Source organism: Burkholderia paludis, assembly GCF_000732615.1.
Lineage (GTDB): Bacteria > Pseudomonadota > Gammaproteobacteria > Burkholderiales > Burkholderiaceae > Burkholderia > Burkholderia paludis.
This window is the reverse complement of sequence record NZ_JPGL01000011.1, coordinates 19,576-42,627: the sequence shown is the minus strand read 5'-3', so window position 1 is coordinate 42,627 and position 23,052 is coordinate 19,576. Positions and strand designations below refer to the sequence as shown.

Here is a 23,052-nt window from a genome sequence, read left to right as displayed (position 1 = left end):
AGCATGTGCGCCCAGACGTCGATTCGGAAAAGAAAGACAGTCGATACAGATTCCACTTTCGCCCACGGCCCCGGGAACGTCCGGAATTTCCGCACGGAAGAAACTTTGCGGGTGAAAGAAGTCGCCCCGTATTGTTCGCTCCTTCAAGCCCGATCTTTGCAGCAACAACGCCCATCAATCTACCCGGAGGAAAGACTTCAGGAAATCAAAGTCTTTCTTCCGGGTTGAAAGAACCGGATCCAGGCCGCACGGCTGATTCGCGCGAAGGCGATCACGGCGGCGAAGTAGCGCGAAGTAGCGCCATGCGGGCCATGGCCGGCCGCCGCCTGCCGTGATCGTGCCCCACCGCATGCCGCGACATCCGAACCTGATGTATCGTGGCGCAACGCGCGCGCCCGTCGTCGCCTGCCGTGTTCCACCGCGTGGCCGCATGCGCCCGGCGATGCCGGCCATGCCGATACTCGGGCGCCCGTACGAACCTCCGAAACCACGACGCCGTCCGGCGCCCGAGCGGGCCCGGTCGAGCGTTGTTCACCCGTCCGGAACCCTGGCCATGAAAAAGCTTGTCAACCGCCCGTCCGATGTCGTTCGCGAAATGCTGGAAGGCATCGCACGACAGTCGCCGCATCTCGCGATCCTCGGCGACGAGCACGTGCTCGTCCGACAGCCGCTGCCCGAGCCGGCCCAGCGCTCCGTCGCGATCCTCTCCGGCGGCGGCAGCGGCCACGAGCCCGCGCACGGCGGTTATGTCGGCGAGGGGATGCTGAGCGCGGCCGTCTGCGGCGAAGTCTTCACGTCGCCGTCCACCGACGCCGTGCTCGCCGCGATCCGCGCGAGCGCCGGCCCGAACGGCGCGCTGCTGATCGTGAAGAACTACACGGGCGACCGGCTCAATTTCGGGCTCGCTGCCGAACTGGCGCGGGCGGAAGGCATCCCGGTCGAGACGGTCATCGTCGCCGACGACGTGTCGCTGCGCGGCCGCGTCGAACGCGGCCAGCGCCGCGGGATCGCCGGCACCGTGCTGATCCACAAGCTCGCCGGCGCGGCCGCCGCGCGCGGGCTGCCGCTCTCCCGCGTCGCGGCGATCGCACGCGACGCCGCGGCCGAGCTCGGCACGATGGGCGTCGCACTCGACGGCTGCACGATCCCGGGCGCAGACAAATCGGGCTTCAGCCTCGCCGATCACGAGATCGAACTGGGCCTCGGCATCCACGGCGAGAAGGGCATCGAACGCCGCGCGCCGCTGCCCGCCGACGCACTGGTCGAGACGCTGCTGTCGAGCATCGCCGCCGATCTCGTACTCGACCGCGGCGAGCGTGTCGCGCTGTTCGTCAACGGCCTCGGCGCGACGCCGGACATGGAACTCGCGATCGTGCTGCGCGCGGCGTACGACAACCTGAGCCGGCGCGGCATCGTCGTCGCGCGCGCCTGGGCCGGCACGTTCCTGTCGGCGCTGAACATGCCCGGCTGTTCGATCTCGGTGCTGCGGCTGAACGACGAACGCGCGGCGCTGCTCGACGCGCCGACGCAGGCGCGCGCATGGCCCGGCGGCGGCGCCGTGAATACGCAGATCCGCGTGGCGGCGGCCGCGGCGCACGACGCGCCGCCGACGCCTCTCGACGCGGCCGGGCAAGCATGGGCGGCCCGCCTGCAGCCGGCGCTGCACGCGGTCGCGCAGGCCCTGATCGATCACGAGCAGACGCTCACCGATCTCGATGCGGCGGCCGGCGACGGCGATCTCGGCGCAAGCATGCTGCGCGCCGCGCAGGCGATCCTCGCACTGCCCGAGACCGCGTACGGCACGCCGGCCGGTGCGCTCGCGGCGCTTGGCGCCGCGTTGCGCCGCGCGATCGCCGGCAGTTCGGGGCCGTTCTATGCGACCGCGCTGCTGCGCGCGTCGCGCCGGCTGGCCGACCTCGCCGAACCGTCGCCGCGCGACTGGGCCGCGGCATTCCGCGGCGCGGTGGATTCGATCAGCGAACTGGGCGGCGCGCGCGCCGGCGACCGGACGATGCTCGATGCGCTGGTGCCGGCCGTCGCGGCGTTCGAACGCGGGCTCGACAACGATCGCGAACCCGCGGGCGCCTGGGCGGCTGCTGTCGAAGCGGCCGAGCACGGCGCGCAGGAAACCGCACGCATGACGCCGCGCGCGGGGCGCGCGAGCTATCTCGGCGAGCGCGCGATCGGCACGCCGGATGGCGGCGCGGTGGCGGTGTCGTACTGGTTGCGGGCGTTGCTGCCGCACGTGCGGTAAGCGGGCACGCGCACGGTTGATCCGCCACACGTCGACGCATGAGGTGTGGCGGCATACCGGAAATTCCGATATTTCCGCACGGAACAAACACCGCCCTTGAAAAAAATTCTCGTCGTATTGCTGGCTCTTTCAAGCCCGATTCTTGCGGCGCCCAGTCCCTCTCAAGCCGATCCGAAGGCGAGCTTCCAGGAAATCGGTGTCTTTTCCCTGGGAGCGACAGGGTTTGCGGGCCACGTCAGCCCGGAGGAAAAAATCTATCGGGAAATACTGGCAACGCCGGGCGCGCAAACCCGCTTCGTCGAGACACTGCAATCCAGGCACGCAACCGTTGAAGCGAAGCTGTATGCGATGTGCGGGCTTCGCGAAATCGCGCCGGCATCATTCAATCAACACAGGCGCGATTTCCAGCCGTCCGTCAAAGCCTCCACCTTGAAAGGAGACATCCTGAACAAGGAGGTAGTCGCCGACATCCTGTATCGAATCGATCGATTCGGATGCAATTGAGGATTGCCGGACCGGCATGATCGACCGGCTCGTCTGCGCACGTGAACAGGCGCGACAGTGGATCGACCGGCGGATCCGGCACGCGGTCCGACCGCGTGCCGCTCTCGGGCGTTGCCCCGTTCATGAGACAAGTGGAAGCGCATGCGGCTGCACCGCACGCTACCGCTTCCGCCCCGGCAACAGCGCCGCGCCGACCACGGCCGCGGTAAAACTCGCGAGCCAGCACCAATAGCCGATCGCGTCGAGATGCACGGGTTCGACGTCTCCCGCTTCGTTGACCGCAATCTGGTGCTGCGACAGGAAGCTCAGCCCGAACAGCAACGCGAGCACGGCCAGTACGACCGCCTGCGTCCGGTAACGCCTCGCCGTCAGCAGCCATGCGCCGAACACGAGCGGATTCGCGAGCCATGCGTAGATGCCGCCGAGCACGCCCATCCAGCCGGTCAGCAACACCTGCCAGCCGGCGGCCCATGGGTGCGGATCGGGCGCGCCGGTACGGAACGGCACCGCAAACATGGCAACCAGATACAACGCGACGCTGATCGCGAGCAGCGCAATCGCGGCGCGGCCCATCGGCGGGCGAACGGCTGCGGTGGCGGAAGTCGATGGATTCATGGGCAGGCCGGACGTCCTGCGTCGCAAGGCTCCACAGGATGCGCCCGATGCCGGGCGTTCAGACGCCTTCGACCAGCACGGCGCGATAGCGCGCGCCCTTGAACCGGTGCTGGACGACGGTCTGGTAGTCGGGGCCGTGATACCACGCGTGCGCGGCCTCCTTCGACGGGAACTCGACGATCACGACGCCTTCCGGGCCCTCGCCCTCGAGCGTTTCCTGCGGCCCGTAGGCCGCGAGCACCTTCACCGGATGCCCGGCGAGCGTCGCGCCGACCTTGCTCTGGTAGACGTCGAGTTCATGCTGGTCCTGCGTGCTTTCCCGCGTAAATACAATGTAGGTGGCCAAGATGGGGGCTCCCGAATCAGTACGTGGATGGGCTGGCCGAACGGCGTGCGGTGTGCGGCCGATATGCAGCTTACAGCGGTTCGCCGCAACGCGTGCCGGTCGCCGCCCGGTCGGGCCGGCGCACGGCATGGCGAAACTCGGTCTCCCATAAACGGCATCCCATTCGTCGCCCACCGTTCGACGCCGAACGGCGGGCGACGCACGGATCACGGCCGGCCGCCGCTCCGCGCGAAACCGTCGACGATGGCGCGGTCGTCCGCCCGGCGCAGCGCCCCGACGCCGAACCGGATCATCCACAGCGGCAGGATCACCACCACGGCCATTTCGAGGCCCGCCGTCACGCCGTTGAGCTGCGGAAACAGGCCCGACACGAAGAATGCGCCGACCAGCACCGCCAGGAACTGCAGCAGACTGCCGCCGCCCCATGCCGCCTGCTTCAGGCGGCTGCCCGTCGTCGCCATCCAGAAGGCCATCACCGGCCCTTCGAACCACCAGAGCCCGCGTTGCGCGACGTGCGCGATCGTCGTCCACGAGACCGCCGCCGCCGTCCTCGCTTCGGGCGTACCGCGCACATACATGTCGGAAAGCGGACCGAGCGCCGCCATCTGCAACGCCGCGCCGCACACGCCGAGCGTCACGAACATCGCCAGCGCGGCCAGGCCGGTCACCCGCTGCGCGGCGGACTCCCGATCGAACGCGTGCCACAGCCACGCGCCGACCGGCAGGAACGAAAGATAGAACCCGAACACGTCCGTCACCATCGCCCACCTGAACGCGGCGAGGGATCCGGCGGGCAGCGCCAGCATGTCGTCGCCGCGGAACACGAGTTCGGTATCCAGACCTGTCGCCATCGTCGACAGGCCGGCCGTGACATAGATCAGCAACGCGCCGACGATGGCGCTCCATCCGGCGAAACGCGCGGAGTCGAGCGGGGTCTTGCTGGACATCATGTGCTCCGGTACGGGGAACGTTGAAAGTCGAGGTCCGCATGCACCGCGATACGGCAGTGCTTGCGCACGATTCAGCGCGATGCCCCGCCCGATGCCGTGCGCGGATACAGGCGTTCGTCGAAATCGTCCAGCGACGGGAACGACAGCGTCGGCCGCGTGCGCCAGTTCGCGACCTGATCGCGAAACGCATCGAAAATCTCAGCGCGCGCCGCTTCGTCGAGATACGGAATGTGATAGCCGAAGAACGGCTCGAGTACGTCGAAGCCGACGTAGCCGAGCGTGCCGCGCAGCAGGTGCGCGAGCATCGCGTCGAGTTCCCCATGGACGGCATCCTTTCCGAACATGTGCGGCCGGCCGCCGAGGGTTGCCGTGACCCACGCGCGCTTGCCCTTCAGCCCGCCGCGATCGTAAAAGCGCATGCCGCCGTAGAACGGGCCCGACAGAAAGACGCGGTCGATCCAGCCCTTCAGGATGGCAGGCGTCGAGAACCAGAAGATCGGAAAGTTGAGGATCACGAGATCGGCCCACAGCACCTTGTCGACTTCCTCGGCGATATCGGCCGCCAGCACGCCCTTGTCGCGCGCCGACCGCTGCTCCTTCGCATAGACGAGGTAGTCCGGGTTGTCGCGCGCGACAAAATCCGACGCGCTCGCCACCGGATTGAAGTCCAGCGCATAGAGATCCGAGGTCCGGACCTCGTCGCCGGCCTGCAACAGCACATCGCGCGCCGCATGGAACATCGACGACGTGAACGATTGAGGTTCCGGATGAGCGTGCACCAGCAGCACCCGGCGCGGGGTATTGTCTTTGAGTAACGACATGAATGTCCTCGTTGGTGAAAGGCGTGTTACGGCGTATCGAGTCGCGGCGTGACCCAGGTGTCGCCGCCATCGTCGGTCGCGAGAACCGCGCCCCACTGGCTGACGGCCCAGCCGGGACGCGCGTCAGCGCATTCCCCTCTGGTAGCAGATCGTCGACGCGCGCTGCGTGTCGTTCCCGACGCCGGCAAACGGCATCGACGTACCGGGCCGCGCGACGGCCGGCGCCTTCAGGAACAGGTCGAGTTCCCGCACGTCCCACTTGCCGGTCGACGCCGCCGGCGCCCGACTGTACGTCAAGCCCGGCAGCCTGCCGACGGGCCTCCCGAACACGCCGAAGAGGTTCGGGCCGACAATCGCGCCCTGCGACTTGTCGATCGCATGGCACATCGCACTGTCGATCCCGAACGCGCGCCGGCCGGCATCGGGCAGGCACCCGGGTTCGGCCCTGGCGACGGCCCGCAGCATGGCGAGCGACAGCGCGGCCGCCGTTCGTCGGGTCACACCGGGAATTTGCGTCCCTGCCATCTCCCTCGCCTCTAAATTGAGTCATTCGACCTATTTAGCGTTATACGCATGGCCATTCAATGCCACAAGTCGGGTGAAACCCTTGCACGCCGGCACAATGCGTCACGTGGAAAAGTCACATCGAATTCAGCATATTTAGCGGGATTTTGAGCGCCTTTTCTTCTTGATCCGGATCGCAGCAAGCTGTAGGTGGTTACCGCCAAATCTGACCGGCACACCCGATCATCGCATTCTACCTTCTTATTAGGTTAATTGACCTACAAACGACATGACGTCGCAACGGGCTGCATGACAGGCATGCCGGTCGGCAAACAGACGGAAATCGGGGCACTCGAACGAGGTATCGATGCGCGTAAAGATCTCGCACAGCTCACGCGCAAACGAACTCAGGCAACGTCTCCTGGCCGCCGCGCGCCCGCACGAAACCGGTTCGTCTTGAGCCGATAGGTCGCTTAACCTACAATCAGCTTGACATCTGGATGAGCCGGGCACGCGTTGCCCGTGAAGGAGAGACTTCGATGGAACCGAAATCGACGAACCCTGACGACATTCGCGCGGACCCCGCGTCGCCACGTCGATCGGAATCCCCGTCGGATACGAAGGCAACCGACGGTGCGCGCACGCTGACCCGGCGCGGCCGCAATACGGTGGGCCGCATTCTCGAGAGCGCGATCGAGATCTTCCTCGTCGACGGCTACGGCGGCCTGACGATGCGCAAGGTAGCGGCCGGCGCAGGCATCGCGCTGTCGAACCTGCAACACTACTTTCCCGCGCGCGAGGATCTCTACGCGGCGATCATCGCCGAATCCATCGCGGAGTATTCGAAGACTTACGACAGCGTCCGGACCGACGATGCGCTGTCTCCGGAGGCGCGGCTGGAAAAGGTGGTGCGGCTGCTGATCGAGGATGCGAAGCTGCCGAGAACGCAAAGCCTGTTCGTGAACTTCTGGGCGCTCGCGCACGCGCACGAGTTTGCGCGGCAGGCGATGGAGGACGCCTACCTGTTCCAGCGCCAGATGATTGCCGGCTTCGTCGCGGCGATCAACCCCGGGCTGTCGCCGCTGCACCTCGCGCGCCGATCGGCGCTGATCACCGCGCAGATCGAAGGGCTGAGCGTATTCATCCCGCAGCGCAACCGCTTCCCGTCCGATATCAAGGGCATGGAAGACGAAGTCGTCAAGGCCGTGCTCGCCGTTGCCGCGCTGCCTGGTTGAGCATCACACGCCCGCGTTACGCCAGCGTGGCCGTGGCCTGCATCGTCAGCCAGCCGTCGCGATCCTTCGCCCACAGCTCGATCGTCGTGCCGTCGTCCGACGGCTTGCCGCACAGCGTGAACGGCTGCCCGTCGAACGTCGGGCGCACCGCGCGAAACGCGAAGCTCGCGAGTGTCGCGCCGGGCCGTTCGCGGTGCACGAGATCGACGAGCAGCGTCGCGATCAGCGGGCCGTGCACGACCAGCCCCGGATAGCCCTCCTCCTGCGTCACGTAACTGCGGTCGTAGTGGATGCGGTGCCCGTTGAAGGTCAGCGCCGAATAGCGGAACAGCATCACGGCATCGGCCGTGACGGTGCGCGACCACGTCTCGCCCGCCGGCGCCGCGACCGGCTTCGGCGCGGGGGCGCCCGGCTGCGGCGCGTCGCGATAGACGATGTCGTGCTCCTCCTCGACGCACAGCGCGCCGTCGCATTCGATCCGGTGCTGCACCGTCACGAACACGAGCCGGCCGCTGCGGCCGGTCTTGTCCTCGAGGTGCGCGATCGTCGATTCGCGCGTCGCGCGCTGCCCCGTGCGCAGCGGCGCATGGAACGTCAGGCGGCCGCCGGCCCACATGCGGCGCGGCAGCGGCACGGGCGGCAGGAAACCGCCGCGCTTCGGGTGGCCGTCGGGGCCCAGTTCGGCCAGCGGCGCGACCGGCAGGAAGTAAAGCCAGTGCCACATCGGCGGCACGATCCCGCCCGGCGACGGGCGGTCTAGCGTGGCGGCCAGTGCGTTCAACGGGAACGCGGTAATGTCGTCGGCGAAGGTTTCGGTCTTGCCGAGCCATGCGTCGAGCGATGCCGGGGCGGCGGACTGCGAGGATGAGGGGGTCACGTGCGGCGTCTCCGGGATGCTTGCGACAGCCACAATATGCACGCCGCGCGCCGTTTCGCGAAGCCGGTTTTCCCGAACCCGGCCTTCGCATCCGCCTGACCCGCTCGACGCGCCCGCCGGACGGCTTTCATCTGACCATTCGAGCGCGGCGGCCGCCCGTTCTTCCGGGCCGCAAGCTTACAGCTTGACCATCCCCGGCACGCCGCCTAAATTGCTTCAGACCGGCCGGCCGAACCGCGTGCGAGATGTCGTCCGGGTGACAAAAACGATAGTTTGCTATCGAATGTTTTTGCCCCTATCATCTCGCCCATGACCAACCTGCACGATCTCCGCCTCGCCGTCAGCAGCCTGCTCGTGCTGTCCGCGCGCAAGTGGCGCCGCACCAGCGACGGCGTCCTGAACGCGTACAACGTGTCCGAGGCCTGCGCGACGCCGCTGCTGATCGCCGGCCGTCTCGGCGAAGGCGTGCGGCAGGGCGCGCTCGCCGAACACGTCGGCATCGAAGGGCCGTCGCTCGTGCGCCTGCTCGACCAGCTGTGCGCGGCCGGCCTCGCACGCCGCGACGAGGATCCGCATGACCGCCGCGCGAAGACGATCTCGCTGACGGCCGCCGGCCGTGCGGTCACCGCCGGGATGGAGCAGGACCTGCGCGTGCTGCGCGCGCAAGTCCTCAAGGGCGTCACGCGCGCCGATCTCGAAGCGACGCTGCGCGTGCTGAACGCGTTCAACAGCGCCGAAGCGGCACCTCCCGCACCGCCCGCCGCCGATCCCGCGTCATGACCTATCCGAGCCTTCGCGACTGGCTGTTCTCGGGCAAGACGTTCGCCGCGTCGATGCTTGCGCTGTACCTCGGCCTGTACTTCCAGTTGCCGCGCCCGTACTGGGCGATGGCGAGCGTCTACATCGTGTCGAACCCGTTCGTCGGCGCCACGCGCTCGAAGGCGCTGTATCGCGCGCTCGGCACCGCGCTCGGCGCGGCCGCCGCGATCTTCTTCGTGCCGCCGTTCGTCGAGACCCCGTTGCTGTTCGCGATCATCGTCGCCGCCTGGTGCGGCACGCTGCTGTATCTCGCGATCTCCGACCGCACCGCGCGCAGCTACGTGTTCATGCTCGCCGGCTACACGATGCCGCTGATCGCGCTGCCGACGGTGACCGATCCGGGCACCGTGTTCGACGTCGCGATCGCGCGCACCGAGGAAATCGTGCTCGGCATCGTGTGCGCGAGCGTGGTCGGCAGCGCGATCTTCCCGAACCGGCTCGCGCCGACGCTGATCGAGCGCACCGACGCGTGGTTCAAGGACGCCGCGTTCTATGGCCGCGAAACGCTGTCCGGGCACATTGCCGGCAAGGCGCTGTCCGCATGCCGGCAACGCCTCGCGGCGACCATCACGGGCCTCGAATTCCTGCTGAGCCAGCTGGGCTACGACCACGCGCACCCGCGCATCCTCGCGCGCGCGCAGGCGCTCGCGGGCCGGATGCAACTGTTCCTGCCGCTGATGTCGTCGCTCGCCGATCCGTTGATCGCGCTGATGCGCGACCTGCACATCCGGCCGCCCGGGCTCGACGAGCTGCTCGCCGACGCCGCGACATGGTTCGATGCGCCGCTTCCCGCCGTCAGGTCCGGTGCAGACGGCGACCTGATCGACGACCCCGTCGCGGAACGCCTGCGCGAACGCATCGCCGCGCTGCAGCCGGCCGACCACGCGCTCGCGAGCTGGGACGGCGCGCTGCTGTCGAACGCGCTGTGGCGGCTGCGCCAGGTCATCGACATCTGGCAGGACTGCCGCTCGCTGCGCGCGCTGATCGGCAACGAATCGGGCGTCTGGCAACCGCGCTACCGGCACTGGCGGCTCGGCGGCACCGAGCGCTTCTTCGATCGCGGGATGATGCTCTTCTCCACGCTGACCGTCGCCGCCGCGATCGTGTTCGCGAGCTGGCTGTGGATCGCGTCCGGCTGGCACGACGGCGCCGCCGCCGTCACGCTCGTGGCCGTGTCGTGCAGCTTCTTCGCCGCGCTCGACGAGCCGGCGCCGCTGGTGTTCAAGTTCTTCCTGTCGACCGCCGCGAGCGTCGTGTTCGCCGGCCTGTACCTGTTCGTCGTGCTGCCTCACGTGCACGATTTCGCGATGCTCGTCGTGATGTTCGCGGGCCCGTTCATCCTGATCGGCACGCTGCTGCCGCGCCCGCAGTTCAACATGGTAACGATGCTCGTCGCGGTGAACACCGCCACCTTCATCAGCATCCAGGGTGCGTACGACGCCGATTTCTTCGTGTTCCTGAACAGCAATCTCGCGGGTGTCGCCGGGCTGCTGTTTGCCTACGTGTGGACGCGCGCGACGCGCCCGTTCGGCGCGGAACTCGCGGTGCGGCGCCTGCTGCGCTCGGGCTGGGAGGATGTCGCGCGCTCGGCATCGACGCAGCCGCTCGACGACCAGCGCAATCACGCATCGCGGATGCTCGACCGCGTCACGCAGTTGCTGCCGCGCCTCGGCGCATCCGACGACCACCGCCACCCGTCCATCGAAAGCTTCCGCGACCTGCGCATCGCGCTGAATGCGCTCGACCTGCGCCGCTCGCGCCGCCGGCTGTCGGGCGACGTGCCCGATGCGATCGATCGCGTGCTGGCCGGCGTCACCGATCACTACGCCCGCTGCGCGGCCGCGAACGCACGCCAGCCCGCGCCGCCGGCACTGCTCACGACGATCGACGATGCGCTGCGCCGCGTAGCCGGCCGCACCCTGCCGGGCGCCACGCCGGCCGAAGCCGAAGCCGCGCCTGCGGCACCGGCCACGCCTGCGACGCATCGCCGGCTGCGCGACACGCTGCACGCGCTCGTCGGCCTGCGCCTGTCGCTGTATCCGGCCGCTGCGGGGCAACCGCCGCAGGCGCAGGACGGAGCACACGCATGATCCTGTTCCCCACCCCGTCTTTCCGAGTGCGACCATGATCGGCGAAATCGACCTCTTCGGCGTCTTCGTGCCGGCTCCGCTCGTGCTGATGCTGATCGCGTACCTGATCAACATCGTCGTGCGCGCCGCGCTCGAGCGCGTCGGCTTCTACCGCCTCGTCTGGCACCGTTCGATCTTCGACCTCGGCATCTACGTGTTCGTGTTTGCCGCCGTCGTGATCGTTTCCCACCATCTCGTGGCTACCTAACGTGAAAAAAACCTGGCTCTCGGCAGGGCAAATCCTGCTCACCCTGATCGTCGTCGTCGTGGCCGCCGTCGTGCTGTGGCGGATCGTCAATTACTACATGTTCTCGCCGTGGACGCGCGACGGCCACGTGCGCGCCGACGTGATCCAGGTCGCGCCGGACGTGACGGGCCTCATCACGTCGGTCCAGGTCGCCGACAACCAGGAAGTGCGGCGCGGCCAGGTGCTGTTCGTGATCGACCAGGCGCGCTACACGCTCGCGGAACGGCTCGCCGAAGCCACGCTCGCGCAGCGCCGCGCGACGCTCGCCCAGGCGAAGCGCGAATACGCGCGCAACCTGCAGCTCGGCAACCTGGTCGCGAGCGAGCAGGTCGAGGAAAGCCGCACGCGCGTCGAACAGGGCGAGGCCGCCGTCGCCGATGCGCAGGTATCGCTCGACACCGCGAAGCTCAACCTGCAGCGCACGACGATCGTCAGTCCCGTGGACGGCTACCTGAACGACCGCGCGCCGCGCGTCGGCGAATACGTGCCGGCCGGCCGCGCGGTGCTGTCGGTCGTCGACCGCAATTCGTTCCGCGTCGACGGCTACTTCGAGGAAACCAAGCTGCGCGGCATTCACATCGGCCAGCCGGTCGACATCGTCGTGATGGGCGAGCCGCACACGCTGCGCGGCCATGTGCAGAGCATCGTCGCCGCGATCGAGGATCGTGACCGCACGCAGGGCGCGAACCTGCTGCCGAACGTGAACCCGGCGTTCAGCTGGGTGCGGCTCGCGCAACGCGTGCCGGTACGCGTCGTGCTCGACGACGTGCCCGACGATTTCCGGATGATCGCGGGCCGCACCGCGACCGTGTCGATGCGCGACGACGACACGCGCCGCCGCAACGACGCGAAGCCGGCGGCCGGCGCAAGCGCGGCGGCATCGGCCGCATCGACGGCTTCCGGCACGGCCGCAAGCACGGCGGGAGCATCGCAATGAAGCGCCACGGTCTGCGCCTCGCGGCAACGCTCGCGCCGCTCGCGCTTGCGCTCGGCGCGTGCAAGTCCGTCGGCCCCGATTACACGCTGCCGCAGCAGGCGTACGTGAATGCGCCGCTCGCGAACCATGCGCTCGACGACGCGAACGGCACGCTCGTGTCGCGCGATCCCGTGCCCGGCAACTGGTGGCAGCTCTACGACGACCCCGTGCTCAACGGGCTCGTGCGCGATGCGCTGAAATCGAACACCGACCTGCGCGTCGCCGCGGCCAACCTCGCGCGCTCGCGCGCGGCGCTGGAAGTCGCGAACGAGCAAGGCGGATTCTCGGGCGGCGCAACCGCCGCCGTGCAGCGCGCACAGGAATCGGCCGAGCAGTACCTGCTCGAGAACAAGCTGCCGGTCGTCAACGAAGGTGCGGTCGGCATCAACGTGTCGTACGAGATCGACCTGTTCGGCAAGCTGCGGCGCGGCGTCGAAGCTGCGCGCGCGGACAGCGAGGCCGTCCAGGCCGCCGGCGATCTGGCGCGCATCACGGTCGTCGCCGACGTCGTGCGCGCGTACGTCGAATCGTGTTCGGCCGGCGACGAGCTGGCGGTCGCGAAACAGTCGCTCGCACTGCAGAAGCAACGCGTCGCGCTGTCGCAGCGGCTGCGCGATGCCGGCCGCGGCAACCAGACCGACGTGACGCGCGGCGTGACCCAGGTGCGCACGCTCGCCGCCGACATCCCGCGCTTCGAAGGCCGTCGCAAGGTCGCGCAATACCAGCTCGCCGCGCTGCTCGCGCGTGCGCCGGCCGACCTGCCGAAGGCCGTCGCCGAATGCGAACGCCTGCCGAGGCTGCGCCAGCCGATTCCGATCGGCGACGGCGCCGCGCTGCTGCGCCGCCGCCCCGACGTGCGCGAAGCCGAGCGGCAGCTCGCCGCCGCGACCGCGCGGATCGGCGTGGCGACCGCCGCGCTGTATCCGTCGGTCAGCATCGGTGCGTCGGCCGGCTCGGTCGGCGTCGCCGCCGACCTGTTCTCGTCGACGACAAACCGCTGGTCGTTCGGCCCGCTGATCAGCTGGTCGTTCCCCGTCAACGGCCAGCGTGCGCGCGTGCGCGAAGCCGAAGCGTCGACCGGCGGCGCGCTCGCGCACTTCGACGGCGTCGTGCTGAACGCGCTGCGCGAAACGCAGTCGAGCCTTGCGACCTACGCGGCCGACGTGCAGCGCACGGAAGCACTGCGCACGGCCTACGAATCGGCCCGCAACTCCGCCGACGAAACGCATCGTCTCTATGTGGCCGGCCGCGAGTCGTTCATCTCCGACCTCGACGCCACGCGCACGCTGACAAGCGTGCAGGCGCAGGTCGCGGCCGCCGAGGGACAGGTCGCGGCCGATCAGGTGCGGTTGTTCCTCGCACTGGGCGGTGGCTGGGAGGGCGACGCGACGTCCGATGCGTCGAAGCAGACGTCGGCGGCCGGTGCGCCGGCCGTCACACCCGCTGCGGCCAAGTGACGCCGCGGCGAAGGTCCGCGCCGCCGGCTCCAAACGGCGGGGCGGGCGTTTCGCGACACACAGCGGTTCCTGTCGGTCCCGCAGTGCAGCACGCTCTCGGCAAGACCGCGCCGCCTCCGATCCGCCTGTCGGACGATCCTTGCCCGGGCCGCTGCCTGCCCCGCCGTCGTTCGTAACCGGAATGCCGGGCATCGCAAACCGATGCCGCGCGGCGAGCGCATTGACGGTAAACTGGTTCGCTGTTCCCGTCTTTCACTCTCCGCCCGCCGGGCGGCTCAATTTCCGGAGATCCATCATGCGAACCAGCGCCCGCAACCATTTCGCCGGTCAGGTCAGCGCCGTCAAGCCCGGTGCCGTCAACGACGAAATCACGCTCCGCACGCAGGACGGCCTCGACATCGTCGCCGTGATTACCCACGGCAGCGCGGCTTCGCTGGGCCTCGCGGCCGGCACGAAGGCGTTCGCGCTCGTCAAGGCGTCGTCGGTCATCGTGATGGTCGACGTCGACAGCAGCAAGGTGTCGGCGCGCAACTGCGTCGCGGGCACCGTCTCGACGGTCGAGAAGGGCGCGGTCAATTCGGAAGTCGTGATCAAGGCCGCGGGCGGCGCCGAGATCGTCGCGATCGTCACCAACGACAGCGTCGCGCGCCTCGGCCTCGCGAGCGGCACGGCCGCATCCGCGATCTTCAAGGCGTCGAGCGTCATCGTCGGCGTCGAATGAGCGTGTGACGATCGCGATGGCGATCCGTCTGGCGTCGCGCGTTCGCGCGGCTCGCACGGCGTGGCCGTCATGCGGATGCTTGCGATGACGGTCGCGTTCGATCCTGCACAACAACGGGCGCTGCAGTCGCTGCTGTCCGCGGCGGCCAATGCCGATGCACCCGACGCGCGCCTGTTCGGCGCGCTCGTTGCGGCGCGCGCGTGCCGCAACGAACTCCCGCTGCTTGGCCTGTCCCCTGCGCAACTCGCCGGCCTGCTTGCGCGGCAGTTTCCGCACCTGTCGTCCGCCGATGCGTCGGCACTCATGCCGATGGCCGCAATTGCATTGCTGCCGCCTGCTCACGCGGCATTCGTCACGACGCTGCACACGCGGCTGATGGACGACGCGAATCCCGCCGTTGCCCGCGACGACGCCGACTGTCTCGCATCGATCATCGCGCATGCGTGCCTGCGCCCCGATCACCTGTGGCGCGATCTCGGTCTCGACGGGCGTGAAGCGGTATCCGCCATGCTCGCTCGCCATTTTCCTGCGCTCGCCGCACGCAACGTTGCTCGGCTGCGCTGGAAGAAATTCCTCGCGCAAGAAACAGCAGCGGCGCTCGGCGTCCCGCCAGGGCCCGCACCGGGATGCCCCGGCTGCGAGGATTTCGGTTTCTGCTTTCCCCCGGCGCCATAGTCGCCGCGGCGGCCCGTGCCGCCCACGTGCGTCATCGCATCGTCAGTCGAGCAACCACCTTCCGCCCTCCTGCCGTCATGCGGTTTTGAAGCCATGTCCCGCTTCTGCGTAAAACCGGCTTGTGCCGAAGCCTGACGCGATGACGAACTGGACGATCGTCACGCGCAGCGACCCGTTGCCCTGGCGACAAACTGACCGCATCCCGACCTCGATGCAGGCGACGAACTGGATCGGTTGCAGCTTGAGTATTGTCGATGTCGATGCGCTGTTCGACGACGTGCTCGTATCGGCATTCCGGATACGAGCGATCGACTGGCCGCGCGCATGCGGATCGACAGGCGAAGCACCGGGCAACACGCTTCGCGCCCTGATCGCTCGTTGCGATTCGCTGATCCGGCGGATTCGAACCGTGGCACGGGCCCTGCTCACGCTCCGTCGCGATCGCTCAACGATGAAAGCGGGTGCGTGCGATGCGCCCCACATCCCATAAATGGTCACCTTTCGATATGCATCGTCGCCGTCGCGATGCCGTCAATACCGATGACGGTGATGGATGTCCGGAAAATACGCATGGCTGTGCGTGATCGCCAGATGCACATGCGGATGCGTGTGCGGTTCATTGCCGTCGTACGCAAAATCGTGCGCATGCCGGTGATGTCGATCGTGCCGATGCCGATGCGTGTGCGCGTGTCGTTCGCGCAAGTGCCGCCCGATGCTGAAACAAGCCGGCGACCATGAACGGCGGCATCGTGCCGACCAGCGCCCTGGCAAGCGATGTCGTAGCGCCGAACAGTGCGGCGGCAGCGTGTGCGACGAGAATAGAGGAACGTCTCGGATTCTTGATCCGGTTGGAAGGGGCAGTAAGGAGCGATGGCCGCGACGTCTGATTATGTGACGGCCCCGTCACTTTCGAAATGCAGGCAGGCTCGAACGAACCGACGTATGCGGTGCCTGACGATCCGCTCGATACTATCGAGCCATGATGCTGTGACACGCGGATACGGTCGCCCGTGCAACGATCAACGATTCTTGCAATGAAATTTTCAGGAAACCGAATTGATTAAATCAAGCATCGCTGCACTCGAGACCTGTGTCCCTGTCATGCGCAAAGGGCAAGATCGAAACATCGCATGTGTCGTGCCGATCGACGAATATGCTTCGTCAAGCCGCGCGATGCATGGAGGGAGAGTCTGTGCAGGTCCGACGCCTCAGGCGCCGGCGGGAGCAGTCCTGGCCCGCCTCTGTCGAGGCAGGCCGGCCTGTCGGGGAATTCGCCGCATGCGATCTGCATGCGGGCACGCGCCGTGCGGTACGCAACGGCGCGGTCTGCGTTACTCGTTTCCGGCCGTTTGCTGCTCGACCTGCGGCGCCGCGTCGGCCTGCACTTCCGCGTTCGCCGGTTGCTGCGCGTCAGCGGCTTCGGCCTGCTGCTCTGCCTTCGGCTGCTGCGGTTGCGCACCCTTGGCCGATTGTGCCGCGCCCTTGCCGGGGCGACGTGCCTTCAACCGGCGCGCCCGCGCCGCATCGTCGTGCGTCACGCGGCCTGCTTCGTTACCCTGCAGATCGACCCGTACCGCGTCTTCCACGAGGCACGACCAGTAACGGTTGCCGCGACACCACGTCGACATGGCTTCGCGCAGTTCGGCTTCGTTGAGGCCGACCGCCTGTGCTTCGCGTGCGAGGTCGTCCCAGATACCGACCTTGAGCGGCACTTTGGGGGCCGGATTCTTCGGGAACGCGCGCGGAAATTTCCGCTGCAGTTTGCCGATCGCAACGATCACCGGATCGACCGGTGCCGACGGTTTCGCCGAAGCGGGCTTCGCGCGATGCGGCGCCTTTGCGTCGGCACCCGGCTTCGTGCCGGTACGCGGCTTCGCGTCGCGGCGCGGCTGGTCGCCGGACTTCGGCTTCGCGCCGGCGTCCGTCGGCGCTGCCGGCCGCTTTGCGTTGCGCTCCTGCTTGGCCTTCGCTGCGAGCTGCGCCCGCAATTCGGCAAGTTGTTCAAAACCCATAAATTCAATCCACCAGGAATATAAGGTGTGGTTCGTGCGGCCACGCGGCACAAAAGCTGCGCCGTCTTGCGTGCACCCCGTCCGCCGCCGATGCGGAGCACTACGGGGCCGCATCGCACACGCCACTCTGTTTTCAGGCACCCGGCCACGATGCCGGACAAGGCAGGAGTGGAAGTATACCGGTACGCGCGACAGCCGGCTGACTCGCCGGTCCGCATGGGCCCGATTCAGGGTGCCGGAAAGGCGTCCGCGTGGTCGTGTTGCGCATTATATGGATACGCTCCCGGAAGTCACGCTGTTCGCCGTCATCGGCAAAAATCGGGACAGTCTCGTGCAAGCGGATCGATTACGCCGGCGGCAGCGCACATCGACGTCCGGTGCAGGATGTTGGCGTGCCGCGCGCAGCGAATGCAAAACGATCGTGACGCGTGCGTGCGTCGCCTGCCATGGCCGCGCCCCCGGTCGCGGACACCGCCGCGACTGCGCACCGGCCGGCGATCGCGGCGACGTGACGCACACGGCCATCGCTCGTTACAACGTCCCGCGATATGCCGCCACGCGTGTCGACCGCATCGCTACCCGTACGCGACTCGTTGCGTCCGCATCGATCCCGCTGCGTACGCGGATGCCGGAAAGTGCGTAGTATGGCCGGATCGATGTCGCCGGCTGCACGCATCGGCCCGTTTCAATGCGCGTGCGGTCAATCGACGATATCCGCTTGCCTGCGAAAAGAACCGGTTGTACGAAACGGAGCAGTGACATGGTCCCCCCACAAGACATCTCGCATGACGGCGTCACGCGCGAGGAGATTCACCATCGGCAGATCGACATGCGCGGCTATCGGCGCAGCGACGGCCTGTTCGAAGTGACGGCCTGCCTCGCGGACCGCAAGACCCGCGATTTCACGCCGCCGGGCGGCACGCGAACGGTTGCCGCGCTGGCGCCGATCCACGATCTCGGCGTGACACTGGTTTTCGACGCAGACATGGTGGTGCGCGCCGTCTCCACGTTCCTCAGGTCGCATCCGTATGCGCAGTGTCCGGGCGGCGGCGACTCGCTACAGGCGCTCGTCGGGCTGAACATCGGCGCCGGCTGGAACAGCGAGGTACGCAAGCGCCTGCCGTCCTGCGATACCTGCACGCACCTGAAGGAATTGCTCGGCCCGATCGCCACCACGGCCTATCAGACGATGGTCGACATGCGACGGTCGTCGCTCGAGGAGCGCGACAGCGCGGGAAAGCCGCTCAAGATCGACAGTTGCCATGCGTACGGCGCGTCGCGCGATCTCGTGAAATTGCTTTGGCCTGAATACCACCGGCCTTCAGGATCGGTCAAAGGCAGCTAGGATTCCGGCACTCGGCCGGCCCAGTGTTCATGGGAACGGTACCGCACGAGATCGTGCATGTGTCGTATGCCCATATCGCCCTCGCCCGGTTGCCGCTACCGCCGTGCCGGTCGTCAGAACACGCCCAGCGCGAGTCCCGCTGCAAGGCCCGCTCCCAGTTCGGCGCAGCGGGCGAGATCGTCGTCGTCGATCGTCTTCGGCGCGAGGATGCGCTCGGGCGTCTGCGCGCGAGTACAGACGATCAGGCCCGGCGCCACATTCTTCAACCGCCATCCGGTCGCGATCCGGTCGATCTGGCGCAACGCGTTCTGCCCGTCGCTGCCCGCGCAGATCATCGCCGCATACGGGCGGCCGTTCACGCGGTCGAGCGCCGCGTAGTAGCAGCGATCGAAAAAGTCCTTCATCAGGCCGGACATCGCCGCGAGATTCTCCGGCGTCGCGAACAGGTATGCATCGGCGGCCAGCACGTCGTCCGCGCTCGTCGCGTCCGCGCGCTGCAGCCTGACGTCGACGCCGGGTTGCTCGCGCGCCGCACCGGCGGCCGCTTCGGCCATCTGATGCGTGCCCCCGGTCATCGTGTGGTAGACGATCAACAGCCTCTTCATTCGTCGTCGCTCGCGTTCGGCTTCAGGTGTATCGGCAGTATCGCCGGTCGACGCCGGGTAGCCGGCCAGCATGGGTTCCGGTTCCGCGCCCGCCGGCGCGGATCAGGTGGTTTTGCCGCCGCGTCGGCGCGCTGCGTTTATCGAGTCCTGCACGGGTTGTGCGTATGGCACCGCGGCCTCGATACATGCCGGCATGCCCGGTGCACGGTCAGCCCGGTGCCGCGTGCGATGCATCGCCGTCGTCCGGCCGCGCGTAATACGCGAGAAACATATCCGCCGCGGATTCCGCGACTTTCTGTTGCTCCGGCGCCGCGAGCGGCGGCTGGCCCATCGTGATCTGCGGCCAGAACGCGAACGCCTTCACCACGCCGTGCAACTGATGCGCGGCGAACACCGGATCGGTGACCGACAGCCGCCCGGCCGCCGCAGCGGAACGCACCCAGACCGTCATGTCTTCCTCGCGCTCGCTGAGACGCTCGACCATGTCGCGCGCGCGGTCAGGCGAATGGATGGCCGCGCCGATCGCGACGCGTGCGAGCGCAAGAAATGCCTCGTCGGTCATCAGGCGCAATTTGCGATCGAGTAACGCAAGCAGTTGCTCGCGCAGCGGCACGTCGGCGCGATAGGCCGGCGAGCCGCCGGACCGGGTCGCATCCCAGAGCTTTTGCAGGATCGCGGCGAACAGCGTTTCCTTGCCAGGGAAGTGGTTATAGACCGTGCGCTTCGACACATCCGCGCGGGCGGCGATGCGATCCATGCTCGTCGCGTCGTACCCCGCGGCGAGAAATTCCTCGATGGCCGCGTCGACAATGGCCGCGCGCTTTCGATCGGTGAGGCGCTGAGGGGGAGTGCTGGTTTCCATGCAGAAATTTTACACCGGGCAGTTTACTTCCCCAAAAAATAAACTACACTGTTTAGTGTACTTTCTATTCCGGACGAACCGACATGGCATCGCCTCTCGTTTTGATTCACCGCATTCTGGGTTTTGCAGCCGCCAGGCGCGGTCGCATGCTGTCCGGCGGTTCGCCTCAGCACAATGGCCATCGCTTCAGCAATGTCGCGCCGCGTCCTGTCGAAGGATTCGGCAAGACGCTCGGGATCGTATGGAACATGCTGGTCAACAAGCCGCGCGATACCGTGCCTGCAGGCGGCCTGCCCGTCGATCCTCTGACCCGCGCGGATCTCGATGCGGCCCCCGATCGCAGCCTGTACCGGCTTGGCCATTCGACGCTGCTGTTCAAGCTGCGAGGCGAATTCTGGCTGACCGATCCCGTATTTGCCGAACGTGCGTCGCCGTTTCGGCGCATCGGCCCGAAACGTTTCCATGCGCCGCCCATTGCGCTCGAAGATCTTCCGCCGCTGCGCGGCGTGATCCTGTCGCACGATCATTACGACCACCTCGACCGTGAGACGGTGCTCGCGCTCGCGGCAACCACCGACGTGTTCGTGACCACGCTGGGCGTCGGCGATCGCCTGGTCGAATGGGGCATCGACGCCAAGAAGGTTCGCCAGCTCGATTGGTGGCAGAGTGTCAACGAGGCCGGCCTGACGCTGACCGCAACCCCCGCCCAGCACTTCTCGGGGCGCAGCCTGTTTGACGGCAACAGCACGCTCTGGGCATCCTGGGTCATCGTCGACGACGACTTGCGTGTGTTCTTCAGCGGCGATACGGGCTACTTCGACGGTTTCCGGGAGATCGGCGAGCGCCTCGGTCCGTTCGACGTCACGCTGATCGAAACAGGCGCCTACGATGCGCAATGGCCGTACGTGCATATGCAGCCGGAAGAAACCGTGCAGGCACACGTCGATTTGCGCGGGCGCTGGCTGATCCCGATCCACAACGGCACGTTCGATCTCGCAATGCATCGCTGGCAGGAGCCGTTCGAACGCGTCACCGCGCTGGCGCTCGTGCGCGGCATCGAGTTGTCGACGCCCAGGATGGGCGAGCGCCTCGACCTCGACAAACCGCACCGTGGCGAACGATGGTGGCGCACGGTGGACGAACGCGCGGCGGCGCCGGCAACCCAATCGCGCCGCTGGCAGCTTTGCCAGTCGCAGCCAACGAAGTAGTAGCCCCCTTCCACCCGTTGTAGCACATGCCTTCCGGGAGCACGGCGACGCGCCGGCTCCCGGCAGCACGTTGTCGGCCCGGCCTTTCGTCGATGGCCTGCCCGTCGATTCGATTACCTGAATAAAGAAGTCATGCCTCCGGCCTCTGCCCGATACATCCCCCACCCACAAGGCAGCGTTGCCATCGCTGCGCTCCCCTCCTCAATCCGCCAGTCACCCGGACACAGCCGGGAGAACACGCTGCGGCAGACGCTCGCCGAGCGCGTCGCGCGGTGGACCGAGGGCGTCGACCACCTCAACACCGCCATTCCGAACCTCAGCTTCCATCGCAGGGAGGCGCCGACGCAGCCCATGGACTGCATGGTCGAGCCAAGCTTCGGTCTCGTCGTCCAGGGTGCGAAACGGGTTATTCAGAGTGGCGACATGTACATCTACGATGCAAACCGCTTTCTGATTACGTCGCTCGATTTGCCCGGTTCGACGCAGGTCATTGAAGCCAGCCGCGAAAAGCCGTTTCTCGGTCTCGGGCTCAAACTCGATTTTCGCGTCATGGCCGAACTGATGATGCAGGTCGCGCCAGATCACGATGAGGCCACCGCGGGTCGTGGCCTCGTCGTCGGCGATATGACCGAGCCGCTCTACGACGCACTGAGCCGGCTGCTCGCGTTGCTGGATGAGCCGGGCGCCATTGCCGTTCTCGCGCCGTATATCGAAAGGGAAATCTACTACAGGCTTCTGACCAGCGATCAAGGTGCTCGTCTGCGTCAGATTGCGTCCGCCGGTAGCCAGGGCCACCGCGTGTCGCGGGCGATCCAATGGTTGCGGATGCACTTCGACGAGTCTTTGCGAGTCGACGATCTCGCCGCTCAGGTTCAGATGAGCAGTTCGACTTTTCATCATCACTTCCGTCAGCTCACTGGCATGAGCCCGCTGCAATACCAGAAGTGGATACGGCTCAATGAAGCACGTCGACTGATGCTGTCGGAGAGACTCGACGCGGCGTCCGCGTCGTTCAGGGTCGGATATGCCAGCCCGACCCAGTTCAACCGCGAATACAGCCGGTTGTTCGGGAATTCACCGCGACGAGATATCGACAGTCTGCGGAGCGGGACGGACGCTGCCTTATCTATTGCTGCCAGTTATTGACCGCTGAGAGCCGCACTGAAGACATCGGGTGCCGACTTTGTCGGAGCCGGCCGAATAGCCGGATCGCCCGTGCAGCGGATTGAACTGGTTGAATCGAGGGTGCGCGACGAGTTGCGTGCAATCGGCCGTTCGATGACGGATTGCTCGGCGCCTTTCCGGAAAGGTGCCTTCGACCGGTGCCTGCCGAACCGTCGGTTGCCCCTCTCTCAAAGTCGGTCGCACGCTCGGGCTCGCGAGCATCGCATTCGACAGGCACTCCCACACCGGCCAGTTTGAATATGCGACGCAACGCCCTGCTTCAAAGAGCACATCTCGTTTGCCGACCTCGTAACCGTCTACCCCGAATTTTCCGGTGATCCGCATACAGCGAGGTTCGCCAGATCAAGGAAACGATCAACCGGAGCATGCGTTGTCACGTGACAACTCGCGTCGCATCCATGACCGGACAGGGAGCAAAAATTTGGGACAACACCCTCGAGCCATGGACCTCGAAGGTGAATTCAACCATATTACGTATCAAAAACCACAAAATACGTATCAAATAAACCCTTTTGCGCCACATTCACATCAATCCTCAAGCTGCACGCGCCTCACATCCATACGCCCCCATTTCCGAAGGCAATCGGGCTCACTTTCCGTGAAACAACATGAGAAAGATCGCGCAAGCCCTTGCCAGATAAGGGTTTACTTGAGAGCCCCATTTTTCGCAAATGTTTCACGATCCGGTCCCTCCGAACAGACACA

At 66.8% G+C, this 23,052-nt stretch carries 23 protein-coding genes and 1 pseudogene; 14 read left to right on the top strand and 10 right to left on the bottom strand.

Going from position 1 to position 23,052, the window contains the following annotated elements; translation table 11 throughout:
- Positions 1-553 precede the first annotated feature (553 nt).
- Both GQ56_RS0107465 and mchS3 read left to right on the top strand, forming a co-directional pair.
- Positions 554-2,254 carry a dihydroxyacetone kinase family protein gene (locus tag GQ56_RS0107465; protein WP_031398056.1) on the top strand — a complete coding sequence of 567 codons (1,701 nt, stop codon included), beginning with the start codon at positions 554-556 and terminating at the stop codon, positions 2,252-2,254.
- 96 nt (positions 2,255-2,350) lie between these two features.
- A complete protein-coding gene (gene mchS3 / locus GQ56_RS44065; RefSeq protein ID WP_152601680.1) occupies positions 2,351-2,758 on the top strand; it encodes an MchS3 family protein in 408 nt (135 codons plus the stop codon).
- 159 nt (positions 2,759-2,917) lie between these two features.
- Here the strand turns inward: mchS3 and GQ56_RS0107460 are convergent, their stop codons facing one another.
- The 5 genes from GQ56_RS0107460 to GQ56_RS0107440 all read right to left on the bottom strand — a co-directional run bounded on the left by GQ56_RS0107460 (position 2,918) and on the right by GQ56_RS0107440 (position 5,991).
- Positions 2,918-3,373 carry a hypothetical protein gene (locus GQ56_RS0107460; RefSeq protein WP_152601679.1) on the bottom strand — a complete coding sequence of 152 codons (456 nt, stop codon included), beginning with the start codon at positions 3,371-3,373 and terminating at the stop codon, positions 2,918-2,920.
- Positions 3,374-3,431: 58 nt separating this feature from the next.
- Complete coding sequence (locus GQ56_RS0107455) at positions 3,432-3,719, bottom strand: DUF1330 domain-containing protein (protein ID WP_031398054.1); 288 nt, start codon at positions 3,717-3,719, stop codon at positions 3,432-3,434.
- A 206-nt stretch (positions 3,720-3,925) separates the two neighbouring features.
- Complete coding sequence (locus GQ56_RS0107450; RefSeq protein ID WP_063934562.1) at positions 3,926-4,666, bottom strand: hypothetical protein; 741 nt, start codon at positions 4,664-4,666, stop codon at positions 3,926-3,928.
- A 74-nt stretch (positions 4,667-4,740) separates the two neighbouring features.
- On the bottom strand, positions 4,741-5,490 hold the full coding sequence (locus tag GQ56_RS0107445; protein WP_031398052.1) for an NAD(P)H-dependent oxidoreductase: 750 nt from the start codon (positions 5,488-5,490) through the stop codon (positions 4,741-4,743).
- 123 nt (positions 5,491-5,613) lie between these two features.
- Positions 5,614-5,991 (bottom strand): c-type cytochrome, encoded by a 378-nt coding sequence (locus tag GQ56_RS0107440; RefSeq protein WP_052007212.1) that lies wholly within the window; start codon positions 5,989-5,991, stop codon positions 5,614-5,616.
- A 542-nt stretch (positions 5,992-6,533) separates the two neighbouring features.
- Between GQ56_RS0107440 and GQ56_RS0107435 the strand changes: the two genes are divergently transcribed.
- The gene (locus GQ56_RS0107435; RefSeq protein WP_031398050.1) at positions 6,534-7,229 is read left to right on the top strand and encodes a TetR/AcrR family transcriptional regulator; all 696 of its coding nucleotides are present in this window, start codon (positions 6,534-6,536) and stop codon (positions 7,227-7,229) included.
- Between the two features lie 16 nt (positions 7,230-7,245).
- Here GQ56_RS0107435 and GQ56_RS0107430 read toward each other — a convergent pair whose 3' ends face one another.
- The gene (locus GQ56_RS0107430; RefSeq protein ID WP_031398049.1) at positions 7,246-8,106 is read right to left on the bottom strand and encodes an FAS1-like dehydratase domain-containing protein; all 861 of its coding nucleotides are present in this window, start codon (positions 8,104-8,106) and stop codon (positions 7,246-7,248) included.
- Between the two features lie 309 nt (positions 8,107-8,415).
- On the opposite strand from GQ56_RS0107430, the gene GQ56_RS0107425 reads away from it, so the two are divergent.
- The 8 genes from GQ56_RS0107425 (at position 8,416) to GQ56_RS0107390 (ending at position 15,620) form a co-directional block, all read left to right on the top strand.
- On the top strand, positions 8,416-8,886 hold the full coding sequence (locus tag GQ56_RS0107425; protein ID WP_031398048.1) for a MarR family winged helix-turn-helix transcriptional regulator: 471 nt from the start codon (positions 8,416-8,418) through the stop codon (positions 8,884-8,886).
- Positions 8,883-11,015: an FUSC family protein gene (locus tag GQ56_RS0107420; protein WP_031398047.1), complete on the top strand. Its 2,133-nt coding sequence runs from the start codon at positions 8,883-8,885 to the stop codon at positions 11,013-11,015. Before GQ56_RS0107425 ends, GQ56_RS0107420 begins: the two co-directional genes overlap by 4 nt.
- A 34-nt stretch (positions 11,016-11,049) precedes the next feature.
- Positions 11,050-11,262 (top strand): DUF1656 domain-containing protein, encoded by a 213-nt coding sequence (locus GQ56_RS0107415; protein WP_031398046.1) that lies wholly within the window; start codon positions 11,050-11,052, stop codon positions 11,260-11,262.
- Position 11,263: 1 nt separating this feature from the next.
- Positions 11,264-12,238, top strand: a complete 975-nt coding sequence (locus tag GQ56_RS0107410) for an efflux RND transporter periplasmic adaptor subunit (protein WP_031398045.1) — start codon at positions 11,264-11,266, stop codon at positions 12,236-12,238.
- On the top strand, positions 12,235-13,734 hold the full coding sequence (locus GQ56_RS0107405) for an efflux transporter outer membrane subunit (protein WP_031398044.1): 1,500 nt from the start codon (positions 12,235-12,237) through the stop codon (positions 13,732-13,734). Before GQ56_RS0107410 ends, GQ56_RS0107405 begins: the two co-directional genes overlap by 4 nt.
- A 295-nt stretch (positions 13,735-14,029) precedes the next feature.
- Positions 14,030-14,455 (top strand): TOBE domain-containing protein, encoded by a 426-nt coding sequence (locus tag GQ56_RS0107400; protein WP_031398043.1) that lies wholly within the window; start codon positions 14,030-14,032, stop codon positions 14,453-14,455.
- Positions 14,456-14,530: 75 nt separating this feature from the next.
- The gene (locus tag GQ56_RS0107395; RefSeq protein ID WP_407638583.1) at positions 14,531-15,130 is read left to right on the top strand and encodes a nitrogen fixation protein NifQ; all 600 of its coding nucleotides are present in this window, start codon (positions 14,531-14,533) and stop codon (positions 15,128-15,130) included.
- A gap of 139 nt (positions 15,131-15,269) precedes the next feature.
- The gene (locus tag GQ56_RS0107390) at positions 15,270-15,620 is read left to right on the top strand and encodes a hypothetical protein (RefSeq protein WP_152601678.1); all 351 of its coding nucleotides are present in this window, start codon (positions 15,270-15,272) and stop codon (positions 15,618-15,620) included.
- Between the two features lie 41 nt (positions 15,621-15,661).
- Here the strand turns inward: GQ56_RS0107390 and GQ56_RS46440 are convergent.
- A pseudogene (locus tag GQ56_RS46440) lies at positions 15,662-15,835 on the bottom strand (EamA family transporter); the annotation flags it as partial.
- A gap of 626 nt (positions 15,836-16,461) precedes the next feature.
- The gene (locus tag GQ56_RS0107380) at positions 16,462-17,142 is read right to left on the bottom strand and encodes a ProQ/FinO family protein (RefSeq protein ID WP_031398040.1); all 681 of its coding nucleotides are present in this window, start codon (positions 17,140-17,142) and stop codon (positions 16,462-16,464) included.
- 760 nt (positions 17,143-17,902) lie between these two features.
- Between GQ56_RS0107380 and GQ56_RS0107370 the strand changes: the two genes are divergently transcribed.
- Positions 17,903-18,487: a DUF2889 domain-containing protein gene (locus GQ56_RS0107370; RefSeq protein WP_031398038.1), complete on the top strand. Its 585-nt coding sequence runs from the start codon at positions 17,903-17,905 to the stop codon at positions 18,485-18,487.
- Between the two features lie 113 nt (positions 18,488-18,600).
- Here GQ56_RS0107370 and GQ56_RS0107365 read toward each other — a convergent pair whose 3' ends face one another.
- Positions 18,601-19,092 (bottom strand): flavodoxin family protein, encoded by a 492-nt coding sequence (locus tag GQ56_RS0107365; protein ID WP_031398037.1) that lies wholly within the window; start codon positions 19,090-19,092, stop codon positions 18,601-18,603.
- A gap of 208 nt (positions 19,093-19,300) precedes the next feature.
- On the bottom strand, positions 19,301-19,954 hold the full coding sequence (locus GQ56_RS0107360; RefSeq protein WP_031398036.1) for a TetR/AcrR family transcriptional regulator: 654 nt from the start codon (positions 19,952-19,954) through the stop codon (positions 19,301-19,303).
- Between the two features lie 83 nt (positions 19,955-20,037).
- Between GQ56_RS0107360 and GQ56_RS0107355 the strand changes: the two genes are divergently transcribed.
- Positions 20,038-21,162 carry an MBL fold metallo-hydrolase gene (locus GQ56_RS0107355; protein WP_031398035.1) on the top strand — a complete coding sequence of 375 codons (1,125 nt, stop codon included), beginning with the start codon at positions 20,038-20,040 and terminating at the stop codon, positions 21,160-21,162.
- Positions 21,163-21,294: 132 nt separating this feature from the next.
- Positions 21,295-22,308 (top strand): AraC family transcriptional regulator, encoded by a 1,014-nt coding sequence (locus GQ56_RS0107350; RefSeq protein ID WP_031398034.1) that lies wholly within the window; start codon positions 21,295-21,297, stop codon positions 22,306-22,308.
- Positions 22,309-23,052 lie beyond the last annotated feature (744 nt).